The following is a 26,101-nucleotide window of genomic DNA, read 5'->3' on the forward strand; positions in this document are numbered from 1 at the left end:
AACATAAAATCTTCCGGGAAAATAAATTTTACCAGGGGATTTCCCCTGTTCCAGGATTAGTTTCTTCACTAAAGAATTTACCGGTAGGCCCGTCCTGGCCAATCAATGCATACTTTACAATTCGCCTTGCTGCAGTATCCACCGAGCCCCCATTATTAAAGGTGAAATCAGTACTGGTATATCCCGGGCAAACGGCATTTACTTTGAAGGGTGTATTACGCAGTTCGTAAGCCAAATGAACGGTATACATATTCAGCGCCGCTTTTGAGGCTCCATAAACTGCATATTTTGCATAATCGTACGCCGGCCAACCCGGATCACTTTGCAGGGCAAGAGAGCCTACACTGGTACTTACATTGACAATCCTCGGTTCATAGGATTTGTGCAATAAATCAATAAATGCTTTCGTCACGCTTGCAACGCCGAATACATTGGTGTTGAAAGCGGCGATGAACTGCTCTAAAGTTGCTTCCAGCGCGTTGTAAGGCGGTTGACCTCCGTTAACGCCCGCATTATTAATGAGCACATCTAATACATTCGTTTCCTTTCCGATTTCCTCGCGGGCCATCATTACAGATGTTTCGTCTGTCACATCCAGTTGTACAGCTGCTGTATGAGGTAGTCCTTCGGATTTTAACTTTTCAACTGCATGAATTCCTTTTTGTAAATCACGGCTTCCGATATAGACATAAAACCCTTTTTGTAATAGCTGCCTGGCAGTTTCAAAACCTATTCCTTTGTTTGCTCCGGTAATTAATGCTTTCTTCATGTTTGTTCTTTTAATTGACGAAGCAAAATTGCATCATATAAAAAGAACACCATTTACCATTTGGTAAAAAGCAGTTTTAACGAATGCCTCTCCTTATTCTGCTCAATGATTGCTGGGTAACGCCCAGGTAAGAAGCGATGTACGCCAGCGGGATACGATTAATAAGCGACGGGTAGTTTTCCATAAACTCCATATAACGCGTAGTGGCATTTTGTGAAATGACCGGACCTTTTCTTGACTTTTGATACATACATATTTGTACCATCTTGTTTTTGATATTATCCCAGCCGACAACAGTTTGAGAAAGCTCCTCCCAATTCTGCCTTGAAAATGCGATAAGTTTACAATCTGTACATGCCTGCAAATATTCTGAAGAGGAAGTATTGGCTTCGAAATTGACGTAATCAACCACCAGACTGTTTTCACTAATAAAACAACGTGTAATTTCTTCGCCCTTATTATCGTAATAATAACCCCGAATAACACCTTCGACGATAAAACCGACCTGCCTGGGAACTCGCCCTGCTGCTGAAAAATACTCGTCCTTGTGAAGGCTCACTTCATTTGCGCTACTGATAACGAGCTCGAGTGACGGTTTGTCGAGATTCCCAAACTGCAAGACATAATCGATCCATGCTTTCATGGCGGCAAGTTAGTAAAACTAAACGTATGAAATTTTCCCGGGCTAACAATATTTTATAATATGTAAACTTTCAATACGCACGCTATTTGTGTCACAGCTAAAAAAAGTGATTATGAAATATAAAAAAAGAGTGCGAATTTTGTGATAACCCAATCATAGTTAGCGGTCATTGTATAGTGACACCCTAAAGCAAATAATATGCAAGAACCAAAAGAGAAACATGAGGGCTTACAGCATGATGAGCTGGGAATAAAGATTCGCTCAAACGACAATCCTTATCTTTCAGCTGATGTTCAACAAAAAATCCTGCAACCTCGCAGGTTATCTTCTTATTTTATCGTATTAATTGAAAGCGGTTCCATTACCTACCATTTAGACGCACAAGATTTTACGCTTACTGACGGGCACCTGCTTTTTGCAATGCCCAATCAAATTTTTACGCCACCCGCGAAAACAGGCGATCTTAAATATTTCAAGCTGCTGTTTGATGAAAGTACATTGGCATTGTTGCCACAACAATTCCCCTTTTTAGTCGACCCTTCAAACGCACAAACGATCGTTCTTGACATTGTTGCTAAAGAAAGAGTAATAAAAGTTTTCGAAATTTTAAATCAGATACTTCTCTCAGATAAACAGGAGACCGACACGGAAATAATATTAGCTTATCTGAACTCACTGCTATCAGAATTTAACAGTGCCTATTTCAAAAACAAAGGACCCGTCAATATCTTAAACACTAACCTTTCAAAGTTTGCCGAGTTCAAATTAGTCGTGGAAACGTCCCTTACAGAGCAGCCTTCTATCAACGCCATTGCAGAAAAGTTAGCCTTATCTACAAACAGCTTATACCGGATTGTAAAAGAATACGCAGGAACATCGCCCAAAGACTATTTTATTAACCGTTTGATGGCGGAAGCCCAGCGAAGATTACGTTATTCCAATACCTCCGTCAAAGAACTGGCCTACGAATTGGGCTTTAATGACCCCGATTATTTTTCAAGGCTCTTCAAGAAGAGTACGGGAAAAAGTGCAAGTGAATTTTTGCCCAGGCAAGATTTGTCGGGGAAATAAGTTGAATTGTCCATTTCCGCTACTTTTTGGCCCGCTACTTTTGCCTTATAAAATTCACAGAAATGAAATTTGCATTAGTAACAGGAGCCAACAAAAGCATTGGCTTTGAAGTTGTGCAACAACTTGCTCAAAAAGGAATTTATGTTTATCTCGGTAGTCGTAATCCGCAAAACGGCGCTGAAGCCATTGCTACATTAAAAGCGAAGGGATTAAACAATGTAGAAGTCATTCAGCTTGACATTACAGATGACGAATCGGTCATTAATGCCCGTAAAGAAATAGGTAAAAAAACAAAAGTGTTAGACATACTTATTAATAATGCGGGTATTTATGGTGGTTACCCACAAACAGCACTTGACTCAACTATTGACCAGTTCAAAGCAACTTTTGATGCAAATGTTTACGGCGTAGTGCGGGTTACACAGGCATTTATTGATTTATTGAAAGAGTCGTCGGCACCCCGTATCGTAAATGTAAGTTCAAGTCAAGGCTCAATCACCCTGCACAGCGACCCAACCTATAAATATTACGACTACAAAGGCGTGGTATATCTTTCGTCAAAATCAGCCTTGAATATGTACACGGTTGTTTTGGCATACGAATTAAAAGATACCAACTTCAAAATAAATGCCGTTTGCCCGGGATATACAAAAACAGATTTCAATGGACATCGTGGGCCTGGATCTGTTCAAGATGCCGGAAAACGGATAATAAAATATGCACTGATTGACAATGAAGGCCCTACCGGAAAATTTTTCAGTGAAGAAAATAATCCTGAAACAGGAGAAATACCCTGGTAACGAAGAATCGTTCAACCTCCCGGGCCGGATGATGAAACCAGACGGTTTATGGTTAAATTCTATAACTTTATAGTGGTTGCCATCCAAATATTGTATAACACTATCTAAGCAGATTAGCCATGGGATATACTGTAATAAAACCAGCGCCTGCATTAAACGGCCTGATAAGCCATTTTTCGACGGGTACCTGGAATGAAAATGGACGACAGGACGCCATTTATCATGCTGTGGCCGGTACGAACATGGAACTAACCTTTACATTCCGGCGTGAGGGGACATCTTCCGTTCATTTGGTTTCTTCTTCAATCCAGGGAGTAAGAACGACTTATGGGTATTTTCCTGCCGGCCACTTCAATGAATTTTTTGGTATTTCGTTACTGCCAGGCGCTATTGCTCCTTTTTTAAAACTCTCTCCCGGAGACCTGAACAACAGATTCTTAGAGCTGCCTGTTACTGCTGGCAAAAGAAGCGAACTATTGATTAACGAAATGGACGCAACCTCTGGTTTAGATGAACGTATAGATTTAGTAACACAGTTTTTTACTTCTCTCTCAAAAATTAATGTACAGCAGGACGAATTAATGATAAAGGCTGTTACTTATATCAAAGCATGCGAAGGAAACGTAACGGTTGTTGATCTGGCAAAAACATTTTTTCTTTCACCCAAGCAGTTCACACGGCGTTTTAAAGCGCTTACCGGATTAAACCCGAAACTGTATGCGAGAATTGTACGTTTTGAATCCGGAATATCACGCCATAATAGAATACATTCACTTACTGACGTTGCGTACAAGAGCGGCTATTTTGATCAATCACATTTTATCAATGATTTCAAAACTTTCTCCGGGATAAATCCCCATATGTACTTTAAAAAGAAACTTTCTTAAAGAGAATGTCTGTTTTTTCCAATTTTCGGGTTTTACCTGGATGTAAATTTGAAAAAAATAAGGCATGATATCATTGTTTTCGAGCTACAAGACAGCTCATTTAATGCTTAGAAACCGCGTGGTGATGGCCCCTATGACAAGGGCCAGGGCAGGTAATAAAGGGGTACCATCAGATTTGACAGTTGAATACTACAGACAACGTGCTTCTGCCGGTTTAATCATTTCGGAAGGAATAGCAGTAAGTCCAAACGCGATAGGCGGCTTAAATATTCCCGGTATTTTTCATACTGATCAAATAGAAGGATGGAAAAAAGTAACTGCTGCCGTACATGAACGCAGCGCTATGATGTTTGCCCAGCTTTGGCATGTAGGCAGAATGTCGCACCCAGATCTGCTGGGGAATGAACTACCATTAGCGCCTTCGGCCATCAACCCGGATGAGCATGTGTATACTGCAAGTGGATATACGCAAACAGTTACTCCCAGGGAAATGTCCATTGAAGATATTGAGCAAACCATTCAGGAATTCTGTATCGCTGCCCAAAATGCTTCCCATGCCGGATTTGATGGCATCGAACTACATGCTGCCAATGGCTATCTTTTCCACCAGTTTTTTGCAAAATGTGCCAATCGGCGAACAGACAAATATGGAGGTTCCATTGAAAACAGGTCCCGGTTTTTATTTGATATACTTGATCGCATCAAAAAAATTGCCCCCTCAATAAAAATCGCCGTTCGTTTATCTCCCGACTGGAACAATCTTTTTGGTATTACTACAGATGATGAAACACAGGAGCTATTTAAGTATTTGTGCACGCGATTAAATGATTACGATTTAGCTTACCTGCACATTGCCGGCTTTCCCTTAAATAGTACAGATGACCCGATGAAACAGATGTTAGCCTCTGCTACCTATTACCGAAAATTTTACAGCGGTACTTATATGATTAACCGGGATTTTGACCGGGAAACCGCTAACCGGGCTATAGACGAGGGTATCGCGGACCTGGTATCCTTTGGAAAGCTATACATCGCTAACCCCGACCTGGTCGAGCGATTTAAAGCCAATGCGCCGCTTAATCATGTTAATCAAAATAGTTACTATACAGGAGCAGCTGGATACACCGATTATCCAACCCTGGAGTCTTTTTAGCATCAAAATTAATAATATAAAAATGGAGCAACGTCCCACGGTCTTCCAACCTTATAATTTGCGGCGCATAGACGATTTTATAAACGAATTACAGGAGGCCATTGATACAGGTGATGCAGATCTGTTCAATAAACGATTTGCAAAAGATGTGCTTTGGGGTAGCCCTTTTGCGGCCATTGTTTCCGGCTACGACCAGATTCATGCGATTCATGAAAGAATGTTCTCGGCAGTAAAAGCAGGGCAAAACAAATCTATTTATAAGATAGATTATGCCGGATTCCTCGCAAAAAACGTTGCAGTAGCTTATGTAAGGCGAACGTCTTCACCACCTAATTACGCAAAAGATGCTGAAGGCGGCTTTGATGAACTTGCCATTTTCATTTTAGTGTATAAGAATAAAAGCTGGTGGCTGGCTGCCGCTCAGCATGTACCAGACAGAAGGAATGTTTATATATCTTAGGTTATGTTTTCAATGCAACAGTAATAGTATGAAAACACCAGGCAGGCCAGAAACAATTTGGACTTTTCAAGACAATAATTTTGGACTTTACACGAAAGCTAGCCGAAAATTTTATGCTCAACTTTGTAACATAAAATTTTCAGACAATGGAAAATAGAAAAGCATACATTAGAATGAACTATTACCAAATTTCATTAATTCTTTACAACCTTATTACAATCATGGAATAATCAAAGCGCCCTTTGCCGACGTGAAGCGAGAGGAGTTGCTTCTCATTCTTTTGCAAAAACAACCTGATTTAGCGGGTGTATTTTTTGATTTCGGTATACCACAGAAAATAAACATGGAGGAATTTATGAATAAAAATTTCACATTCAATGTAAGCATTGAACGTTTTGCCTTCCATACAGGACGCAGTTTATCAGCGTTTAAAAGAGATTTCAGAGCAATATTCAATGACACTCCCAACCATTGGTTAGTAAAAAAACGTTTACAGGAAGCATATTTCCTTATTGACAAGAAGAACCCAAAATCATCTGACATCTATCTGGAGTTAGGTTTTGAAACTTTATCGCATTTTTCTTATGCTTTCAAAAAAGAGTTCGGGCAGACACCAACCGAACTAGCCGATCCAAAGGCGAAGACAGCCGCTAACATTAGATAAATAGATACTCCAGTCACAAATTTAAGCCGCTGCACACCGCAGTGGCTTTTTTCTTTTCACCGGCAACCCGGTCTTGCGTTTTAATCCCCGCTGCATTTCCCTTTTGTGACCACCCACAAAGGATTCAGCAGATCCAATTTGCTATACATGAGAAAATCATATAATGATTTCCCAATACGTGAGACACTGTCTCACAAATCAACATGGAGCCATTATTTTGAAATCCTCAAATCAGATTCAGATTTAAGTACCCCAATAAAAAACAGTTAGAAAATGCGCTGAGCAAATTGCTTGATCACCGGTAACGATTAGTACAATTTGAAATTTTAGCGAGTACCTGATCTCTGCGGTTCGATAAAGTACCACTCACTTCAATCATCTCTATACCAAAATCCCCAATCCAATCATAGAGCAGATCATTAACCAGGCATCTGAGTTTTGGCAGATCTGTCTGATGGTCGGGTATCAAATCCGGTTCTTCTATGGGAACAAACACCAAAAGGTCGATTCCAGCAATTACTGTTTGAGCTGTTTCAAATAGCTTCTGAATATTCCTACCTGGGTCAACAACATGCAGATAAGCTAAGATGTCAATGACACATCTGTCAAATATCACATTGTTTTCGCTGCTGGAAACCAGTTTAGCAGCATAGTTAAACTGTTCAATAAAATCTTCCGCAGTAGGCTTTTCAGAGAATTCATGCCCCGACGCCTCCAATTGATAATATGGTTCTGTTTCAAGAGTATACCCAGGAAGATTCTCCAGAAGTTCTTCTGTCAATGTCGTCTTACCCACCTTGTGAGCACCGCATATCGCAATTCTCATTTTCAATTCGATTTGAAATAAGACAAAATAAAACAGGTTCGCAAATGCGAACCTGTCTCTCTGTGATCCCCTTGGGACTCGAACCCAAGACCCATACATTAAAAGTGTATTGCTCTACCAACTGAGCTAGGGAATCATTCACCCCGTTTATTTAACGGAGTGCAAAGATAGTAATTATTTACTCCCGGCCAAATTTATTTGAAATATTTTTATCATTTCCCCGTAAACACAAGCTTGTAGCGGATTACAGCGTCATCTTTTTCTTCTTTACTGAAGATATGCAGCAGGTAATACTTGCCCGCCACCCAATCATTTACAGCGTTATCGTAAAACGGACTACCAGGATTGCCGCTTTGCCCGCCGGGATAAATACCATATGCTTCTGTTTTATCCGACAGCTGTACCACCATTCTCCACGAGGGCCCATGGTCGTTCTTGGTAGCGTTTACGATATGCTGACCGCCGCCGGTGTTCAGGTGAAGGGCGCTGAAAGCGGGGATGCCGCGGGAAAGGTGATTGATATTGGTACCGCGGGCTTTGCCCAGCTCCAGTTTGCCAGCTTTATTCAACTCGCTTACTTCGTTTACAGTGGCTACAAAAGCACCGTGCACCAACTGCGACAAAGTTTCTTTCTGTGGCGTGTTGATGTTGTCGATAAAATGAAACGAGGTATCGCGCAACAGGATTTGCAGGGTGGTGATAGCCTGCGGATAAGCCAGTGTGGTAGTGTCTTTGGGGTGAAGTTCATCTCCCCATAGGGTATCTTCCAGGTGCGTCCAGAAGGTATTGAAGATGGTAGCGCCTTTGCTGTCGGGCGTAGCCATACAATCCCACGACGATAACAGTTGCCAGTAAGGCTGCTGTTGTGCTGTCAGGGAGCTGCTGTCGATATGTTGCCGGATCATGGGCAGCGCGGCAGCGGCAAACAGGTTTTTCTCATCATTTTGCAGCTGCATCATGTCCTGTGTGGTGATGGCGTTCATCGCGGCCAGCCGCTCGTTGATACGCACGCCGCGATACAGGTCGTAATGTCCATATAAACGATAAGGGTACGTGCTATCGGTGGCGCGCTGGTTGGCGGAGCTCACAAATCCACGTGCAGGATTTTTGATATGCGGCAGTTCTTCATGTGGAATAAATCCCTGCCAGGAGAAAGAGCTGTCGGTACCCGGCATGATCCATTTACCCTGGTCTTTCCAGCGTAATGGATATTGCCCATTATGCCAGATGGCAATGTCACCCGCTTTATCGGCAAATACAAAGTTTTGTGCGGGACAGGTATATATCGATAATGCCTGCAGGTAATCGTCGTAATTACGTGCCTTATTCAACCGGTTAAAGGTGGCCAGCTCATTGGAAGAATCCAGTGCTTTCCAACGCATGGCCAGGAAAGTTTGACGGGTAGTCTTTTCCGGGAAGGTGTTGTCGAACATTACCGGGCCAAATACCGTATAGGCCACGGTATCATGTATGGTGGCGCCACCACGCACTTTGATGTCCTCTACACGGAGTGTAGCCGGGCGATAGTTGCCGTTATACAGGTATTCCTGTTTACCGTTGCGGAATTGCATACGGTAGTAATCTTTTACATCTTCCTCTCCATTGGTAACGCCCCAGGCAATATGATCATTAAAGCCAATAATGACGCCGGGAGAACCGGGCAACGATGCGCCGTATACATTCATACCAGGCGTTTGCAGCTGTATCTCATACCACAGGGAAGGCAGGGAGAGCCCCAGATGCGGATCGCTGCACAGGATAGGCGCGCCGGAACGGGTTTTACTGCCGGCTACGGCCCAGTTATTACTGCCATTGGCCGGATCGGGCTTATCCATCTGGTATTTCATAAACGCTGCATCGGCGGCCACTATGCTATCCGGCGGCGCTACGGCCTTTGCAGACGCAGCAGCATAGGCAGTTCCTTTGGGAATGATCGGGTCGGTGGCATCGTGATAATCCGGGTACAACAGGTCAAAATCCTTCATGGAAAAGAGGCGACGGGCATTGGTAAATTCCAGGTCGTTGCAGAACCCTGCCAGGTCATGTGCCATGTATTTCAATAGCAGGGCGGATTTGATCACATCCCATTGCTCCGGTTTATAGTCGAGTATTTTATATTCTACGGGGTAGGTCGCTGGTGTAAGAGTAGCAATATAAGCGTTGATACCAGCGGCGTAGGAAGTCACGGCCGTTTTGGTGTCCGGGTCTGCCATCATTTCCTTCACTGTTTGCTCGGCGGCGTATACCATGCCGAGACGGCGCTGCCGGCGATCGTATTCAATGGTCCGGGTACCCAGTATCTCAGAGAGTCGCCCGGCGGCAGCATAGGTCTGCAATTCCATCTGCCAGAGCCGGTCGCGCGCCGTTACATAACCTTGTACATAAAAAGCGTCGGCATCGTTGTCGGCGAAAACATGGGGTACCATGCGGTCGTCGTACCATACTTCTGCTTTGCCCGATAAGCCGGGTAATACCAATTGCTCGCGGGGAAATTCACCAATTGGCTCTGCATTTTGCCAGAAACCGGTTTGCGGGCTTAACAAATTTCCGAGAGGTGGTACCTGGCCCAGTTTGTGGCTGAAAGCATAAGCAAGCGATAATGTAATTGCGGCGGTTATAACAGCTGGAATGATTCTCATAATACGGATCGGATGTAATATGTAAAATACATCAAATTTGTCTTATATCCGCTTACGCCTCCAATACTTTTATAAGCCGCTCTACTTCATCGGAAGTATTAAAACTATGCAGTACCACCCGCAGCCGCTCGGCCCCTTTGGGCACAGTAGGATGCAGTATAGGCCGCACATCCAGTCCTGCCTGCTGCAGCCGTGCCGCCACCTGCCGGGTATTTTCATTACCACGGGTAAGCACGGCCTGTATGGGCGTATGGCCAGGCAATAACTCGGTGCGTGAGATGCCCGCACGGAACTGCTCAATTAATTCCGACAGCTTTTTCCGCTCTGTCTGCATATAGGGGAAAGTGGCATATCCCGCTTCTATGGCTGCCAGGGACGCAGGAGGTAAAGCAGTAGTATAGATAAAGGACCGGGAGAAGTTAATGAGATACTCCCGCAGCAGCGTCGTTCCCAGTATCACAGCGCCGTGACAACCTACTGCCTTTCCAAAGGTATGTACCCGGGCAAAACACTGTGCTTCCAGCTGCAGTTGTTGCACCAGCCCTTCTCCTGCGTCCCCGATAATACCGGTGGCATGGGCTTCATCTACCACCAGGTGGGCCTGGTAGCGGCTGCACAGCGCGGCAATGGCCGTTAATGGCGCCAGATCCCCATCCATAGAGTACACGGATTCTATGGCCACAAAAATATGGCCGGTGGCATGTTTTAACTTTTTCTCCAGGTCGGTAATATCATTATGCTGAAAGGAAAAAGACTGAGCAGCCGACAACCGCACCCCATCACGGATAGAGGCATGTATCAGCTGGTCGTAAATGATGGTGTCGCCCTTACCACCCAGGCAGGAAAACAGCCCCAGGTTGGCGTCGTAACCGGAATTATATAGCAGTCCCGCTTCGGCACGGTGAAAAGCCGCCAGGTCTTTTTCTACCGATTCTATCCATTCATAATTACCTGCCAGTAACCTCGAGCCGGTGCTGCCATGCGCCGGATGACGCTCCTCCATCAGCGTATGAATATAAGCCCTCACCGCCGGGTGACGGGCAAGTCCCAAATAATCATTTGAACAAAAATCTACTTTGTCTCCCGGCAGCCGCAACTCCCGGAATGCTTGCCGGGCCTTGCGTTCATCGAGCAATTGGGAGAGAAATGATATATCAGCAGTATGCATAGCTCCATCTTTAGCGATGCACAATTTAAACTTTGCCTTTATCTTCGCAAAAAAGCGATCTACCAAGGACTATATTCACATGAGCAAAGTATCTATACTCGGACTGAAACTGCCTACCGACCCACGATGGGTAAACCTGGCGGCTATTTCATTGCAGGACATTCTCACCGACCACGCCTACTGTGAACAAAAGGCGGCATCTTCCGCTATTTCACTGATCCAGCGCAACCCGGAAAGAACCAGGCTGGTAGAGGAACTGGCGCCTATTGTTACGGAAGAATGGGGCCACTTCCGGCAAGTGCTGGCCGAACTGAAAAAACGTGGCCTGTCGCTCGGCAAGCAGCGTAAAGACGACTACGTAAACGCATTAATGGATAACCGTGTAAAAGGAGGCCATGCCGACGACAGCTTTCTCGATGCACTCCTGATATTTGCCCTGATTGAGGCCCGCAGCTGCGAACGGTTCCGCCTCCTCAGCGAAGGGCTCGAAGATGAATACCTGCGCGAATTCTACCGCAAGTTCATGGTGTCTGAAGCTGGCCACTACCGCCTCTTCATCGACCTCGCCAATGAATATTTCCCGGAAGAAAAAGTAAGAAACCGCTGGCAGGAATGGCTGAAAATCGAAGCTGAAATCCTCCAAAACATAGATGTTCGGGGCGACAGAATGCATTAGTTCTCTGAAGCTAAAAGCAGAAAACACAATAGCTTTGTGCTTTCTGCTTTCAGCTTCTCTAAAAATTGAATCCCATATTCACATAAAACTTAATCTGCCCCGACTGATCGGAATACATCATCGTAGCTTCTATAGGGCCCAGCCGGCTGGTGTAGGCTGCTCCCAGCCCATAACCACTCAGGTATTTATAACGGTTTCCGCCCGTTAGCTCCCCATCATAGATAGCGCCCCCCACCCGCGGAATAGCATATAAATTTCTCATAAACTCATATTGCCAGGCCACCTGTAATGCGCCTACCCGCGGCGTAATCACTTCTCCCTCATAAATTCCCACAAAAGGCACCTGGTTATGCGTGATGTTGGTCATCCCTCCCATTACAAAACCATTCACCACCGATTGGTGGTAGTTAAAAGTGAAATCCGCATTACCATCCAGCTCTACGGCCGATTTGCGCCCGGTTGGAATGTAATACTTCATATTCAGCATCGCCCGCTGGAAGTTGTTGAACCGCACGCCTAACGTTTCCAGGTCCAGCTCTTCCCCATTCTGACTCACCTTGATGCCAGGGTGCTGATTGTAAATATACCCGGCCTCAAAATCCAGCAGCAATCCTTTGGTAGGATATACTTTCTGGTTCAGCGAATTGATCCCATAAGAAACATAGGTATTGAACTGGTTGGTGCTGCCGCGTACATCCTGGAAAATGGAATACGGCGTTTTGTATTTAATATACTCCCAGCGTGTACCCGCGCCTATCGACATATTCCGGCCAATCGTATACTGCAGGTCCACATTCACATTGGCATACTTGTTACGATAAGGTTGCTGCCGGCTGAAATCATCGCCATAAAAGGTAAAGCCATTGTTTTCATAATAGGCGCTCAGGCCAAATCCGAAATTACGGCTGCGGCCCAGGTACTTAAAATATTCCGCTTCCAGGCGTGGATTTTCACTGATCACCGCCGTTACAAAAGACCGGGAGTTGGGCACAATAAAATTACGCTGGGTAAGGTTGATGATGGCATTAGCGCCGGTAAAAGTATTGTAGTTGAGCGCCACCTTTACATAGGTGAGCGGGTTTTCTTCTACCGTAATATCCATCCTGCTCCGGCCATAGCCTTCCGGCACCAGGTTGTAGGTGATCAGTTTATAGAAGCGGGTGCCAAATACATTCTGTATGGCATTCTTGATCTGCGTAGGGCTGTAACAGCCATTGGGCTTGAGGTGCAGGCGCTGCAAAAAGAATTTCTGATCAGAATGCACCAGGCCCGACACATTAATACTGCTCAATTCCACATCGGCCGCAAATGGCAACCGGTTGGCCTGGAAGGGCGCTTCCGGATATAAGGCATTGAGAGAGTCGGCCAGGTGTTTGAAAACCGGGTACAGCTCCTTTCCTTTCCGGCGGCCTACTTCTATGATGGAATCTACGCTGCCAAAGCTCGCAGCAGAATAGTTTTCCAGCTCTTTACTCATCGGTATATACACATCGCACAGCGGCCGCGCTTTCTGAAAGTCCTCCGCATCTTTATAAAACCCAAGCTGGTAAAGGATATCAATGGGCGTTACCAGTTGATCCGATTTACGCAATCCCCCGCTCACGTTGGCGCCTATCACGATATCTGCGCCCATTTCTTTGGCGGTAACCACCGGGAAATTGCGTACCACGCCACCATCCACGAGTTTACGGTCGCCAATTTTCACCGCCGTAAAAATAGAAGGAATGGCCATGCTGGCGCGTAAACTGGTTACCACCTCGCCGCTGTCCAGCGTCACAATCTGACCAGTAGCCACATCGGTGGCTACACATTTGAATGGAATATTAAAGTCTTTGAAATGCTTCACGTCTTTTACCGGCCAGCACAACTTCGCCAGTTCCAGCCACAGGGCTTCCCCGGAAATCACGCCGGAAGCCAGTTTGGGCTTTCCATATTCAAAAGGAATTTCGATGATATACCGGTTGTACTCCCGCTTTTCTTCATAGGAAATGTCGGTGAGGTCGGGTTGGTTGGCGAAAAGACTATTCCAGTGAAGTTGCCGGGCCACCGCTTCAATCTGGTTGCCGGAATAGCCCATGGCATACAAGCCTCCTACAATACTTCCCATACTGGTACCAGTAACAATGTCCACTTTCAGCCCTGCGCTATCAATAGCCTCCAGGATGCCAATATGGGCCAATCCCCGGGCGCCGCCGCCACTAAGGGTGAGTGCTACTTTAGGGCGGTTGCTCACACTTTGCTGCGCGGCCACTTCCCTGCTACCTGTAAAAATAATTAACAACAATACACTTATTCCCCTGCTGACGTGAACAATTAAACCTGGCTTCATAGTATATGATTGACCCCCTTCTTTAAAGATAAGGCTTTATAGACATTTCCTGCCGGAGTTTTTGCCGGGATATTTGGGGCAGTTCTAAATATTTATTATCTTATTCGCTTTATTCGCTGACGCGAGGAGCATGTTACCGGGGTATATGATTGAAAGCGACTTCACACAGCCGTCATCAACCGACAAAAAAGACATAGCAATTAACACTTATGAAAAACTCGCTTTCCCCGCAAAACATCTGGCAAGTTATCCTGGCCTCTTCGGCAGGTACCCTGATTGAGTGGTACGACTTCTACATCTTCGGCAGCTTGTCCGCCATCATTGCTGAGAAATTCTTTCCTCCCAGCAATCCCCAACTGGCCTATATTGCCACCCTCGCCACCTTTGCCGTGGGATTTATTGTACGCCCCTTCGGCGCTATTGTATTCGGGCGACTTGGAGATATGGTAGGCCGTAAGTACACGTTCCTGCTTACGCTGTTGATCATGGGCGGATCTACTTTCGCCATCGGGCTTATTCCCAGCTATCATACTATCGGTGTACTGGCGCCCATACTGGTATTGCTGCTTCGCCTGTTGCAGGGACTGGCACTGGGCGGCGAATATGGTGGTGCAGCAACCTATGTAGCCGAACACTCGCCCGACCACCGTCGTGGCTATTATACCAGCTTCATTCAAACCACCGCTACGCTTGGCCTCTTTGTATCCCTGGGCGTTATCCTGATTACCCGCATGGTGATGACACCAGACGATTTCAACAACTACGGCTGGCGCATCCCGTTCCTGCTGTCGGTACTGCTGGTAATCATGTCGTATTACATACGCATACGCCTGCAGGAATCGCCGCTGTTTGCACAGATGAAAAAAGAAGGTAAAACCTCCACTAACCCTATCAAAGAAAGCTTCGCCAATAAAGAAAACCTGAAACTGGTAATGATAGCGCTTTTTGGCGCCGCTATGGGACAAGGCGTGGTCTGGTATACCGGTCAATTCTATGCGCTCTCCTTTCTCCAGAAAACCATGAATATAGAATTTGTGCAATCCAATATCATCATTGCCATTGCACTGCTGCTGGGTACCCCCTTCTTTATTTATTTCGGCTCCCTGTCCGATCGCATAGGAAGAAAGAAGATTATGCTCACCGGTATGCTGCTGGCGGCCCTGGCCTATTTTCCTATCTACCGGGCAATGGATAATATTGGCAACATTTCCCTGAAAAAAGAACAAACGGAATTGTTCCGCATAGAAAGTAATACCGCTAAAAATGACGCAGGGGAAATGGTTACCAAAACTACCCGTGTGCACAGCTATACCGATGGCAGCATCCTGAAGGAAACGGATGCTAAAAAAGAGCTCACCGTCAGCCGCGTAAATATTGCCTGGCTGGTGATCCTGATATTTATACAGGTTATCTTTGTTACCATGGTATACGCGCCCATTGCGGCTTTCCTGGTAGAGCTATTCCCCACACGCATCCGGTATACGTCTATGTCGCTTCCTTACCACATCGGGAATGGGGTATTCGGTGGACTGTTGCCCACGATTTCTACCATCCTGGTAACCAATACCAACAATCACCTGGCAGGATTAATTTACCCGATAGGTATTGCGCTTATCTGCTTTGTAGTAGGGTTGATTTACCTGAAAGATAAAAGAGGTATTACCCTGTAGGTTTTTCAAAATAAATTGGGGGAGATAACGGCCAACTGGTTGGCTGTTATCTCCCCCAATTTATTTTACAGAGATACTTACTGAAAATATGCCAGCAAATCATCCAGTGGCAGCGCCGGGTGTTCGCTCATCAACTGTTTCACCCTGGCCGCATAGGTATGCAAAAACTGCTGATGCTGTGGACTTTCGGGGTTAAAAGGCCGGTGACGGGCGGCCCTGTTTAATTCGGCAATGCGGTGCAACAATTCCTGGCTGCCCTCACTGATACATCCTTTCACTACCTGCTCCCACACATACTGAATGGCCTGCTCATTCGGATGCACCATATCCTCTTTGTAAAACCGGTAATCGCGCAAATCATCGATCACCAGCTCATAGGCCGGAAAATAAAAGAGGCGGTTGAATTTATTGACCAGGTGATGCACGGCCTGCAGTAATACTGCTTTACTGAGATTGTTTTCCACCACCCCATCGCGGATATACCGCACCGGGCTAACGGTAAAGAGTATATTAATTTTCCGGTTGCGGAAAAATAACCGGTGCATCATGTTATCGAGCGCCGTTACAATTTCATCAACGGTTAATAAACGCTTGTAAAAATTGCCTCCCGGCACTTTATGACAGTTGCCTACCAGGCGGTTGTTTTCTTTCAGCACATAGGCGTGTGCACTACCAAGGGTGATAATGAGCCAGTCGGCATGGTCGATGGCGCGCACCGCGGCTGTTTGCATGCGCTGTATGTGATCCAGCGCAGCTTCCGGCGTAAGACCTGAAAAGCGGCTGTGATGGTCCCAGCTATTCCAGGAATCGTTGTGCTGGAATAAATCTTCGCGGGTGTATACCTGCCCGTCCATATAGCTGGTAAGCGCTTTGGTGATGCTGAGCGGGTTATATAAAATACCGTGGGGATTGATCAGTGTATTAAACCGGTGCTCCTGCAACTTTTCACCTATCTCTTCTGCAAAGCAGGAGCCCATCAGCAACAATTCCTGTTGATACTGGATCGTTGCCGGAAGCGGTGTTACCGGAACATTCAAATGAAACTGCATGATTGACAATTAATCTTTAAAAACGGCATCGGCCAGTAGCTGTGCCTTGCCCAGGGCCTGCATATCCAGGGATAATGATTCCCGGTGTTCCTGGCAGAAAGCGATCAGGTTTTCTGTGGCCAGGTTGCCTACCAGTTCATCTTTAGCCATGGGGCAGCCCCCTATCCCTTTAATGGAACTATCGAAACGCCGGCAGCCCCGATCATAGGCCGCCTGGAGCTTTTCTTGCCAGTTGTATGGCGCCGCATGGAAGTGCGCGCCGATCTCCACCTGCGGATAAGCCGGCACCAGGTGTTTAAACAAACCGGTGATGGTAGCCGGATCGGCCACCCCTACGGTATCTGCCAGGGAAATAATGCCGATGTCCATCTTCACCATTTCTGCTATCCATTCCAGCACTATTTCCGGGCTATAGGGATCTCCATATGGATTTCCAAATCCCATGGAAATATAGATGACCAGTTCCTTGCGGTTTTTAATGCAAAGCTCCTGCATGGAATGCACCTGCTCCAGCGATTCGGCAATAGTTTTATTGGTATTCCTCAACTGGAAAGTTTCCGATACGGAAAAGGGAAAGCCCAGGTAACTGATTTCATCGTATACTACGGCTTCTTCTGCTCCGCGCAGGTTGGCTACAATAGCCAGCAGCTTACTTTTGGTACGCGACAAATCCAGTTGCGGCAACACCTCCTTCGTATCCGCCATCTGGGGAATGGCTTTGGGAGAAACGAAACTGCCAAAATCAATCGTATCAAAGCCCACCTGCAGCAAAGCATTGAGATATTTTACCTTTTCATCAGTACTGATCATCCGGTGCCATCCTTGCATCGCGTCGCGCGGGCATTCAATTAATTTTAGCATAACAAACCTTTTGCTCCCTAAATATTGATGGTTCTTTGTTTCAGCGCTTCATACAGGATAATCCCTGCTGCTACCGATACGTTAAAAGATTCGAAGTTACCGGCCATGGGTATACGAAACAACACATCAGAAGCTTTTATCAGGGCAGGATATACCCCCTTGTCTTCCGATCCCATAATCACTGCTACCGGCTCTTTCAGGTCACAATCGTATAATTTAATTTCCGTTTCCATTTCACTGGCCAACACCTTAATGCCATTGAGGTGCAGGGTATCAATAGCTTTATTGAGGCTGTTCACGCGGCAAACGGCAATTTTCTCCAGCGCACCGGCGGAAGATTTCATCGCTTCTTCATTCAATGCGGCGATGCCCTTGTCGGGTATGATAATGGCTTGTGCGCCACAGCAAACTGCGCTGCGGGCAATAGCGCCTATATTACGTACATCTGTAATACCATCGAGAATCAGGAACAGGGGCGTTTCGCCCTTATCGGTAACATGAGAAATCACATCCTGTAAATCCAGGTAGGTAACGTTGGCGGTAATCCCGATAATTCCCTGGTGATTCGCCTGGGTAAGGCCGTTCAACTTCTCTACCGGCACATAATTTACCGGGATATTATTGGCCTGCGCCAGTTCCCGGATTTGAGGAATAATATCGCCGGTGGCCGTACGCAGCATAAAAATGCGCTCAATAGGCTTCCCGGTGCTCAGCGCCTCCATCATCGGCTGACGACCAATGATCATAGACGATTGCTTGGGCCGCTGGGTAGCATATTTCTTCGGCCCTCTTGAGCCCTCTTTTCTTTCACCTCTGAAAGCATTAAATTTCCTTTCCATTGCTGCAAAGGTAACGGGTTTATTTGTTTAATAAGCCCTCGTACATCATTAGCTTCACTTTTTGTATGGCCGCCACAGACAGCGAATCGGTGATCTCATAGCGGTCTACCATCCGGTAGGCTTCTTCAAAAGGCACCTTCTTCACCACCAGCTGCTCTGTTTCCTCCGGCTCTGCCTGCCGCTGCTCCAGTCCCCGGGCCAGGAATACCACCCCGGTTTCATCTGATACCGAATTAGATAAAGCCAGCCGGGTAATTACTTCCCAATGCTTAGCCACCAATCCCGTTTCCTCCAGTAATTCCCTTTTGGCCGCATCCAGTGCCGGCTCACCCAGTGGGCCACCTCCCTCAGGAATTTCCCAGCTATATTGTTCGAGTGGAAAACGATACTGCCCCACCAGGTAAATGTTGTTCTCCTCGTCCAGGGCTACTACCCCAATGGCCTGGTTCTTAAAGTGTACTACCCCATAAATGCCTTTCCCTCCGGTGGGGTTCAAGCCTTCATGATGCCAAACGCTGATCCAGTTGTTGTCATACCTCGTTTCCCTTGAATGAATCGTCCATGGATTCTTTGTTGTGTCCATCTCTTAAAATCGAAAAATATTGAATACTACAGGGACTTATAATAGTAGAAGGAATTAACATCTTTCTTAAACCCTTCTTTCTCATACAGTGCCTGCGCAGTGGTGTTGGCAATATAGGTTTGTAACATCAGCCAGGCAGCATTTGTTTTTTTACCGTAATTACTGGCTGCATCCAGCAACGCCTTCCCGGCCCCCTTGCCGCGATGCTCTTCCAATACATACAGATCATTCAGCAGCCACCCTCTTTTCATCCCCAACGAAGTAAAAATAGGATAGAGCTGTGTAAACCCAATGATTTCCTCTCCCAGTAATACCACAAATATAACGCTGTCTTTTTTGGCGATCCTCTCTGTGATGAAAGCCAGCGCACCGCTGAAATCCGGCGCCTGATCATAATAACCGCGGTAAGCCTCAAACAAAACCGCCACTTCGTTCGTATGTAACTCCGTTGCCTGAATAACTTCCATAGTATAAAATTTAACTGAATACTTACTCAATTTAACGCATTTCACTAATAGAAAAAAAGATGTCCTGTCCGGTAAAAACCGGGGCGAACATCTGACTAAACTTCTACCTTAAAAATATAGCTATTACTTATTTTGTTGCCGCAGCAAGTGTTTTCTTGTGTTTATTAAATGCATTATTTACCAGGAATACGCCACCTATGGTTACCAGCGAACAAATACCGGTGAGCCAGGTCAGTTGCTCGTGCAGTATCAATGCTCCCAGCAAAACAGCTACTACCGGGTTAATGTAAGCATATACTGATACCTGTGCCGGTGGAAGATTGTTTAGCGCAAACACGTAGGCGGAATAAGAGAATACCGATCCTACCAGTACCAGGTACAACAGGCTTTCCCAGAGTTCTGTGGTAAAGGCACTCGGTTCCAGGTGCTGCCCCAGGAACAACCGGGCTACCACCAACATCACTACACCACTGAATACCATCTGGAATCCTGCCCCATAAAGATAATTGACGCCCAATGCCCAGCGTGCCGTAAGCACCGATCCCAGCGCCCAGAAGATGCAGGAACAAAATGCGATCAAAATACCAAACTGGAAATCAGGGTTCATTAAATTTGACAGATAATTATAAAAGATGCCCGCCACACCGCCAAACCCCAGTATCATACCGATAATCAGCTGTAAACTAAGCCGGGTGCGCTGCACCAGGAAATAGCTGGCAATGGTGATCCAGAGTGGAATGGTAGCCGCTATAATGGCGCCCAGGCCGCTGGGTATATATTGCATAGCCCAGGTGAGCAAACCATTGCCGCCGCAAAGCATCAGGGTGCCGATCACAAATAATTTCGACAACACCATTTTTTCGGGTAGCTTATATCCACGTAACAAAAAGAATCCGGTTATCAACGCCCCTGCTACCGCCTGTCGCAATCCTGCCAGCATCACGCCGTGTATATGTCTTACACCCACCCTCGATGCCAGGTAAGTGGTGCCCCAGAAAATACTTACGATCGCCAGCGCGATATAAGCATTCGTATTCGATTTACGCATAACTGTATTTATTCACAACTTGTTCTGCTAAAATTTTCATGGTATCATATACCAGCTGCACATCTTTCCCGGTTGTTCTCCAGTTCACCAATGCCGCCCGGATGGCTTGCCGCCCCTGGTATACCGTGGCCGTCATGCAAGCTACCCCCGATCCGTTAAGCGCAGTGAGGAACTCACTCACCGCCCTGGCTTCATCTGGCGGCGCTACATTCAGGGTGAAGCAAACTACGCAAAGCCGTACAGGCGACAACAACACAAACCGGGGATCTGTTTCCAGTAAATGTCCCAGCTGACCAGCAAGGTTGATATTATTTTCCACCAGCTGCCGGTAACCATTTTTTCCGTAGGCCATCAGGGAAAACCAGGCAGGCAAAGCGCGTACGCGACGCGAGTTTTCGGGTACATAGTTGATGAAGTTAAATTGCGCGGCCGGATCACCCAGGTAGGCCGCACCGGCATTCTGGAATACGACCGACTGCAACTGCGGATGCCGGCAAAAAATCATGGCAGCATCGTAGGGAACATTCAACCATTTATGCGCATCAATAGTAATGCTGTCGGCCTGCTCCCAGCCTGCCAGCAGGTGTTTCCACTGATCGCTACAGGCGGCAAATCCGCCGAAAGCAGCATCTACATGCAACCAGAACGGGTAACGTTCCCTCAGTTTTACCAACGCCGCAATGTCATCAAAATCTACCGTGTTAACAGTGCCTGCATTGGCTACACAAATAACCGGTTCGCCGGTATGCGCAGCCAGGTATTGCTCCAACGCTGCCACATCTACCTGTTCGCGGCCCGGTACTATCGGGATGTGCACCATATTGCTCCGTCCCATGCCCAGCATCGACATGGCTTTCCCTACGCTGGAATGCGGGGTGCCGGAAATCACTTTGAGCCCCGGTAAGGCAGCTACACCATCTTTAGCCACATCCACGCCCTGCTGCAAACCGGCCCATTGCCTGCCTACAGCCAGTCCCGTGAAATTGGACATCGTAGCTCCCGTTACAAAGCAGCCCAGGAAGGACTCCGGCAATCCCAGCAACTCTTTTAATAAGGTAATGGTTTCTGTTTCTATATAAAAAGCAGCGGAGGTTTTGTCAGATGAATTCAGGTCCATGGCCGAAGTAAGCCAGTCGCCCATCAGCGAGGCGGGCGTTACGCCGCCGGTTACAAATCCCCAGTAACGCGGACCTGCGGGCGCAGTGAGACTATTACCATACTGCTGCCTGAACATTTCCAGCGCAGCGGCTCCTCCCGCCCCACTATCGGGCATGGATACACGACAATTGACCGCTATCTCCTTGTCAGCCGCCAGCTTATCTATCGCGGATAAAAATTTACTGCTGAAATCTTTGGTTAACTGTAATAACTGATCTGTATGTTTCAGGTCGTCCTGCAATTTTGTATCCATGACTAGGCAATATATAAATGAGATATATCAGTGCTGATTCAGGGTCAAAATTGAGACAAATAACTATCTTAAAACAGATGCAGTTTTTAAAATTTTGAGCATATCAGATTAAAGAAGGCCGGTAAACAAATCTGTTCTTTCATGTTCGAGCAACCAACGTTTGCGCCATAGCCCGCCGGCATATCCGGTCAGTGTACCATTGCTGCCTATCACACGATGGCAGGGCACAATAATAGCTACCCTGTTTTTTCCATTGGTAGTGCCTACCGCCCGGATGCTTTTGGGATTATGAATGCGTTTGGCGAGTGTTTGATAAGAAATGGTATGCCCAAACGGGATCTCCAGCAGCTGCTGCCACACCGATTGCTGGAAGCCGGTGCCTTCCTGGAAAATAGGCAGGTCGAATGTTTTACGCTCCCCTCCGAAATATTCATATAATTGCTGGGCACAATCCAATAGCAACGCTGGTGGCTGCGGGAAGTCCACCGCCGGTTCTTCGGTAAATGATACCGCAGTAATGAATTCCCCTGTACCACTGATGAGCAGTGGTCCTACGGGACTGTCTATACGCAGATGATGCATTCCTTCTTCCATGAAAAAATCTATTGGGGTAGTAAAGATCTCCACAAATAAAACGTGGCATATGCTGCATGTTCCTTCCAGGGTCGGGTATATTCCTGCAATGCTGGCATGGAAGGTTTGCCCTCCAAATGTAATCTATTTTTTATCGCATTTTGCAAGCCTACATCTTCCAGCAAAACAGATTGCGGGAAACGGCGGTATTTCATAAGGGCGTAGTTGGCCGACCAGTTGCCGATACCTTTCATCGCCACCAGGCTTTGCAACGCTTCTTCATAGCTCATCATATCCAGGCTGGCTTCACTCAAACGGCCACTGGCCATCTGTTTGGCGGTTTCCACCAGGTATAATGCCTTACTGCGGGAAAACTGCATGGGCGTTAACTGTTCCGGCTCCAGGGCTGCTACCACCACCGGATGCGGATACAGGTAATAGTCGGTATGATCTACCACGGCATGATAACCAAAATGCGTGATAAACCGCTGCCGCAATGTATAAGCAAATTCGAGGTTGATCTGTTGCCCGATAACGGGCCAGCTGATGGCTTCAAACAAATCGGGCATGCCAATCAGCCGTAGTCCCCGGTACTCGTCTGCGAGTCCCCTCAACAACGGATCTTTCACCGTATAGTCGTAAAACGGCTGCAGGTTGGCATCGAGGTGCCACCAATGGGTAATATATTTTATAATCGGTGCTTCAGGTACGGGTACATTCAATGGCGCCAGTACGGTTACTTCCAGGTAGCCGGCGGAGGTGCCGGGAGCTATTTCTATGACCACCGGTTCTCCGTCCGACAATAACATGCGCCGCACCTTACCCTCCACGATATAATGCAGGCATTCTTTATCTGACCTTCCCAGGAAACGCAAACATTCCTGGAAGGAAAAGTTTTGCGGATCGTTGATCGGCACTTTTATCTTTTGCAAAGCCATACACAAAAATACGTAAATGAGTATGGTTACATTTACGGATTCTTGCGATTTTTTTCACGCAGAGCTGCAAAGGAGCAAAGCAGCAAAGGAACAAAGACCGAAGCGAATTTTAAGATCACAAAGTAGGATATTGTATATTTTCCTGTCTTATGCTTTGTAAGCTTGAAATCCGCTCTAATTCTTTGCTGCTTTGCTCCTTTGCAGCTCTGCGTGAGCCCTATCCTACCGGCTGCGTCCTGGAAGTTACGGCCACACGGTTCCAGGCGTTGATCATTACAATCGCCAGGGTAATGTGTGCCACTTCTTCCGGGGAAAATACTTTCAATGCATTGTTATATACATCATCCGGTACGTGCGAAGTACTTACCAGGGTTACCGCTTCTGTGAGTGCCAGGGCAGCACGTTCTTTGTCGGTATAATAAGGCGCTTCATGCCAGGCGTTCAGTCCATAGATGCGTTGCTCCGTTTCTCCCATTTTACGGGCGTCTTTGGTATGCATATTCAAACAAAAGGCACAGCCATTGATCTGGGAAGCCCGGATCTTGATCAGTTCCGACAGGGTTTTATCCAGCCCGGTGCTGTTTACAAAATTTTGTAATCCCATCAGGGCTTGCATGGAGCCTGGTGCTAATTTATAAATGTCCATTCTTGCTTCCATCTTGATATATTTTTAAACTGTTAATAGAAAAATTGTTCACGGATAATTTTACCGTCGGCTACATGGTATACGCACAATTCGTTGCGCGTTCGGCGGCCGGCGCCTTTGATAGTGACGTCTACCAGCAGCTGGATGGCGAAGTAGTCGTCGGCTACCACTGGTTCCGAAATTTCCAGCAGGTGTCTTTCTTCGATGCTGTCGAGGAACTGGCGTTCTTTGGCCATTATGGCGGGTAACCCATCAGTAATGCGCCCGTCGGGCTCTATGTTTACTGCGGCTTCATGGAATAGCGTGGCCTGTGCTTCCGGAAATTTCCATTCCCGGCAAAGGGCCACCAGGTTATGTGCGAGTTGTTTAACCACCGTCATCATTATTGATTTACAGGTACAAAATAACGGCAATAAATATCACCAAAACAGATACAGATTTACCAATATTAAACCATAACAGTTTACCTTTGGCGAGATGAAAAAAAGCAACGGATTCATATATCTTAAACTGGCGGAAAATATCCAGCATATGATCAGCGAGGGCGTATATGCGGTGGGCGATAAGCTACCGTCGGTGCGCTCTTTACACCTGGAACATGGCGTTAGTATCAGCACGGCCTTACAGGTATATACTCACCTGGAGAAAAAGGGATGGGTAACATCCCGGGAGAAGTCGGGCTATTTTGTGCGCTATGCGCGGCAAATGAGGCCACAACTGCCTCCTGTTACCAATCCTGCTCCCAGAGCCGGCAGGGTACAGATCAATGAAAAGCTGGCGGTATTCCGGAAAACGGTGCGATCTGAGAAAGCTATCTCCCTGATCGGCGCTTCGCCCGACACGTCGCTGATGCCGGCCACCAAACTTAAGAAAGCGTTGCAGCTCGCGTCCAGGGAGCTGGATACTTCGTTTATCCCTTACGGTGATATTACCGGCTACGAACCTTTCCGGCGGCATATCGCCAGGCATTGCCTCAACTGGGGCCGGGCCTTTTCTCCCAACGAAATTATTGTTACCAATGGCGCCATAGAAGCGGCTTCCCTCTGCCTGCGGGCGGTGGCCAATGCCGGCGATACCATCGCCATTGAATCGCCCACCTTCTTTGGCTTGTTGCTGGCCATAGAAAGCCTGGGCATGAAAGCGCTGGAAATTCCTACCGACCCCGTTACCGGCGTTAGCCTGGATGTGCTGGAAGATGCTTTCAAACAGAAAAAGGTACAGGCTTGCCTGTTCGTTAGCAATTACAGCAACCCGCTGGGCAGCTGCATGCCTGATAACAGCAAGGAACAACTGGCTAAAATGCTGCAAAAGTACCAGGTGCCGCTGATTGAAGATGATGTATATGGCGACCTGCACTTTGCCCCCGAGCGCCCCCGCACCATCAAATCGTACGATGAAGAAGGACTTGTGCTCTATTGCTCCTCCTTCTCCAAATCTATTGCCGCCGGACTGCGCATCGGTTGGGTGATTGGCGGTCGCTATCATGAAAAAATAGCACAGCTCAAATTCATGAGTTCAGCCGCCACCGGCATACTCCCACAGCTGGTACTCACCAAATTCCTGGATCAGCAACGGCTGGACCTGCACCTGAAATCGCTGCGGCAGGCCCTCAGTATGCAAACCATGCAGGTTACCAAAGCCATCCAGGAGTATTTCCCGGAAGATACCCAGCTTACCCGCCCCAACGGCGGTATCAGCCTATGGGTAGTGCTGCCACCCAAAGTAGATACCTGGCAACTGCACGACGCCGCTGTAGCACAGGGCATTACTTTTACACCCGGCGCCCTGTTTTCCAGCCAACACCGCTACCAAAACTGTATCCGGCTTACCAATGCCAACCCCTGGAATGATGACCAGGACTGGGCTATCCGTACCATCGGTCAACTCAGCCAGCAACAGCTCAAGGGATAGGGAAGAAAAAATAGATTAAA

Annotated in this window: 27 protein-coding genes, 1 tRNA gene and 1 pseudogene; 11 read left to right on the forward strand and 18 right to left on the reverse strand. The window is 46.9% G+C overall.

The features are described 5' to 3' along the window. Nucleotides 1-28: 28 nt before the first annotated feature. On the reverse strand, nt 29-769 hold the full coding sequence (locus HGH91_RS20595) for an SDR family oxidoreductase (protein WP_168740699.1): 741 nt from the start codon (nt 767-769) through the stop codon (nt 29-31). 76 nt (nt 770-845) lie between these two features. Then, nucleotides 846-1,412, reverse strand: coding sequence for a Crp/Fnr family transcriptional regulator (locus tag HGH91_RS20600; RefSeq protein WP_168740700.1), 567 nt, complete (start codon nt 1,410-1,412; stop codon nt 846-848). Between the two features lie 198 nt (nt 1,413-1,610). On the opposite strand from HGH91_RS20600, the gene HGH91_RS20605 reads away from it, so the two are divergent. The 8 genes and pseudogenes from HGH91_RS20605 (at nt 1,611) to HGH91_RS31680 (ending at nt 6,717) form a co-directional block, all read left to right on the forward strand. After that, the gene (locus HGH91_RS20605) at nt 1,611-2,483 is read left to right on the forward strand and encodes a helix-turn-helix domain-containing protein (RefSeq protein WP_168740701.1); all 873 of its coding nucleotides are present in this window, start codon (nt 1,611-1,613) and stop codon (nt 2,481-2,483) included. Nucleotides 2,484-2,545: 62 nt separating this feature from the next. Continuing rightward, nucleotides 2,546-3,283, forward strand: a complete 738-nt coding sequence (locus HGH91_RS20610) for an SDR family oxidoreductase (protein WP_168740702.1) — start codon at nt 2,546-2,548, stop codon at nt 3,281-3,283. Between the two features lie 119 nt (nt 3,284-3,402). Continuing rightward, a complete protein-coding gene (locus tag HGH91_RS20615; protein ID WP_168740703.1) occupies nt 3,403-4,170 on the forward strand; it encodes a helix-turn-helix domain-containing protein in 768 nt (255 codons plus the stop codon). A gap of 64 nt (nt 4,171-4,234) precedes the next feature. Further along, nucleotides 4,235-5,323, forward strand: coding sequence for an alkene reductase (locus HGH91_RS20620; RefSeq protein ID WP_168740704.1), 1,089 nt, complete (start codon nt 4,235-4,237; stop codon nt 5,321-5,323). Nucleotides 5,324-5,345: 22 nt separating this feature from the next. Then, complete coding sequence (locus tag HGH91_RS20625) at nt 5,346-5,783, forward strand: hypothetical protein (RefSeq protein ID WP_168740705.1); 438 nt, start codon at nt 5,346-5,348, stop codon at nt 5,781-5,783. A 184-nt stretch (nt 5,784-5,967) separates the two neighbouring features. After that, nucleotides 5,968-6,063: pseudogene (locus HGH91_RS31675) on the forward strand (AraC family transcriptional regulator); the annotation flags it as partial. After that, nucleotides 6,064-6,447: a helix-turn-helix domain-containing protein gene (locus HGH91_RS20630; RefSeq protein WP_410493810.1), complete on the forward strand. Its 384-nt coding sequence runs from the start codon at nt 6,064-6,066 to the stop codon at nt 6,445-6,447. Nucleotides 6,448-6,552: 105 nt separating this feature from the next. Beyond that, nucleotides 6,553-6,717 (forward strand): DUF1016 N-terminal domain-containing protein, encoded by a 165-nt coding sequence (locus HGH91_RS31680; protein WP_410493808.1) that lies wholly within the window; start codon nt 6,553-6,555, stop codon nt 6,715-6,717. Nucleotides 6,718-6,742: 25 nt separating this feature from the next. Here the strand turns inward: HGH91_RS31680 and HGH91_RS20640 are convergent, their stop codons facing one another. The 4 genes from HGH91_RS20640 to HGH91_RS20655 all read right to left on the reverse strand — a co-directional run bounded on the left by HGH91_RS20640 (nt 6,743) and on the right by HGH91_RS20655 (nt 11,080). After that, complete coding sequence (locus tag HGH91_RS20640; RefSeq protein WP_168740707.1) at nt 6,743-7,273, reverse strand: AAA family ATPase; 531 nt, start codon at nt 7,271-7,273, stop codon at nt 6,743-6,745. Between the two features lie 63 nt (nt 7,274-7,336). Continuing rightward, a tRNA-Lys gene (locus HGH91_RS20645) sits at nt 7,337-7,409 on the reverse strand. Nucleotides 7,410-7,485: 76 nt separating this feature from the next. Continuing rightward, nucleotides 7,486-9,912: a penicillin acylase family protein gene (locus HGH91_RS20650; RefSeq protein WP_168740708.1), complete on the reverse strand. Its 2,427-nt coding sequence runs from the start codon at nt 9,910-9,912 to the stop codon at nt 7,486-7,488. A gap of 52 nt (nt 9,913-9,964) precedes the next feature. Continuing rightward, complete coding sequence (locus HGH91_RS20655; RefSeq protein WP_168740709.1) at nt 9,965-11,080, reverse strand: aminotransferase class I/II-fold pyridoxal phosphate-dependent enzyme; 1,116 nt, start codon at nt 11,078-11,080, stop codon at nt 9,965-9,967. A 79-nt stretch (nt 11,081-11,159) separates the two neighbouring features. Between HGH91_RS20655 and HGH91_RS20660 the strand changes: the two genes are divergently transcribed. Continuing rightward, nucleotides 11,160-11,756, forward strand: a complete 597-nt coding sequence (locus tag HGH91_RS20660) for a tRNA-(ms[2]io[6]A)-hydroxylase (RefSeq protein WP_168740710.1) — start codon at nt 11,160-11,162, stop codon at nt 11,754-11,756. A gap of 58 nt (nt 11,757-11,814) precedes the next feature. Here the strand turns inward: HGH91_RS20660 and HGH91_RS20665 are convergent, their stop codons facing one another. After that, nucleotides 11,815-14,085, reverse strand: a complete 2,271-nt coding sequence (locus HGH91_RS20665) for a patatin-like phospholipase family protein (RefSeq protein ID WP_168740711.1) — start codon at nt 14,083-14,085, stop codon at nt 11,815-11,817. Between the two features lie 209 nt (nt 14,086-14,294). Here HGH91_RS20665 and HGH91_RS20670 point away from each other — a divergent pair, with 209 nt between their 5' ends. After that, nucleotides 14,295-15,755, forward strand: a complete 1,461-nt coding sequence (locus HGH91_RS20670) for an MFS transporter (protein WP_168740712.1) — start codon at nt 14,295-14,297, stop codon at nt 15,753-15,755. 77 nt (nt 15,756-15,832) lie between these two features. Here the strand turns inward: HGH91_RS20670 and HGH91_RS20675 are convergent, their stop codons facing one another. The 11 genes from HGH91_RS20675 to HGH91_RS20725 all read right to left on the reverse strand — a co-directional run bounded on the left by HGH91_RS20675 (nt 15,833) and on the right by HGH91_RS20725 (nt 24,550). Beyond that, nucleotides 15,833-16,804: a GSCFA domain-containing protein gene (locus HGH91_RS20675; protein WP_168740713.1), complete on the reverse strand. Its 972-nt coding sequence runs from the start codon at nt 16,802-16,804 to the stop codon at nt 15,833-15,835. A 9-nt stretch (nt 16,805-16,813) separates the two neighbouring features. Beyond that, nucleotides 16,814-17,665, reverse strand: a complete 852-nt coding sequence (locus HGH91_RS20680; protein ID WP_168740714.1) for a hydroxymethylglutaryl-CoA lyase — start codon at nt 17,663-17,665, stop codon at nt 16,814-16,816. Between the two features lie 17 nt (nt 17,666-17,682). Then, nucleotides 17,683-18,504, reverse strand: coding sequence for a 23S rRNA (guanosine(2251)-2'-O)-methyltransferase RlmB (gene rlmB / locus HGH91_RS20685; protein WP_247651798.1), 822 nt, complete (start codon nt 18,502-18,504; stop codon nt 17,683-17,685). 19 nt (nt 18,505-18,523) lie between these two features. Next, on the reverse strand, nt 18,524-19,087 hold the full coding sequence (locus tag HGH91_RS20690) for an NUDIX domain-containing protein (RefSeq protein ID WP_168740715.1): 564 nt from the start codon (nt 19,085-19,087) through the stop codon (nt 18,524-18,526). Nucleotides 19,088-19,113: 26 nt separating this feature from the next. After that, entirely contained in the window at nt 19,114-19,554 is a 441-nt protein-coding gene (locus HGH91_RS20695) for a GNAT family N-acetyltransferase (protein WP_168740716.1), read from the reverse strand. Between the two features lie 127 nt (nt 19,555-19,681). After that, nucleotides 19,682-20,602 carry an EamA family transporter gene (locus HGH91_RS20700; RefSeq protein ID WP_145673920.1) on the reverse strand — a complete coding sequence of 307 codons (921 nt, stop codon included), beginning with the start codon at nt 20,600-20,602 and terminating at the stop codon, nt 19,682-19,684. After that, nucleotides 20,595-22,013 (reverse strand): pyridoxal phosphate-dependent decarboxylase family protein, encoded by a 1,419-nt coding sequence (locus HGH91_RS20705; protein WP_168740717.1) that lies wholly within the window; start codon nt 22,011-22,013, stop codon nt 20,595-20,597. The genes HGH91_RS20700 and HGH91_RS20705 overlap by 8 nt, the downstream gene beginning before the upstream one ends. Nucleotides 22,014-22,121: 108 nt before the next feature. Beyond that, complete coding sequence (locus tag HGH91_RS20710) at nt 22,122-22,607, reverse strand: methylated-DNA--[protein]-cysteine S-methyltransferase (RefSeq protein ID WP_211092377.1); 486 nt, start codon at nt 22,605-22,607, stop codon at nt 22,122-22,124. 8 nt (nt 22,608-22,615) lie between these two features. Beyond that, complete coding sequence (locus tag HGH91_RS20715) at nt 22,616-23,524, reverse strand: DNA-3-methyladenine glycosylase family protein (protein WP_168740718.1); 909 nt, start codon at nt 23,522-23,524, stop codon at nt 22,616-22,618. A 217-nt stretch (nt 23,525-23,741) separates the two neighbouring features. After that, nucleotides 23,742-24,182, reverse strand: coding sequence for a carboxymuconolactone decarboxylase family protein (locus HGH91_RS20720; protein ID WP_168740719.1), 441 nt, complete (start codon nt 24,180-24,182; stop codon nt 23,742-23,744). 20 nt (nt 24,183-24,202) lie between these two features. Further along, nucleotides 24,203-24,550, reverse strand: a complete 348-nt coding sequence (locus HGH91_RS20725) for a nuclear transport factor 2 family protein (RefSeq protein ID WP_168740720.1) — start codon at nt 24,548-24,550, stop codon at nt 24,203-24,205. 97 nt (nt 24,551-24,647) lie between these two features. Here HGH91_RS20725 and HGH91_RS20730 point away from each other — a divergent pair, with 97 nt between their 5' ends. Further along, nucleotides 24,648-26,081, forward strand: a complete 1,434-nt coding sequence (locus HGH91_RS20730) for a PLP-dependent aminotransferase family protein (protein ID WP_168740721.1) — start codon at nt 24,648-24,650, stop codon at nt 26,079-26,081. Nucleotides 26,082-26,101: the final 20 nt, after the last annotated feature.

Origin of the sequence: Chitinophaga eiseniae, assembly GCF_012641265.1 — a bacterium.
Taxonomy (GTDB): Bacteria; Bacteroidota; Bacteroidia; order Chitinophagales; family Chitinophagaceae; genus Chitinophaga; species Chitinophaga eiseniae_A.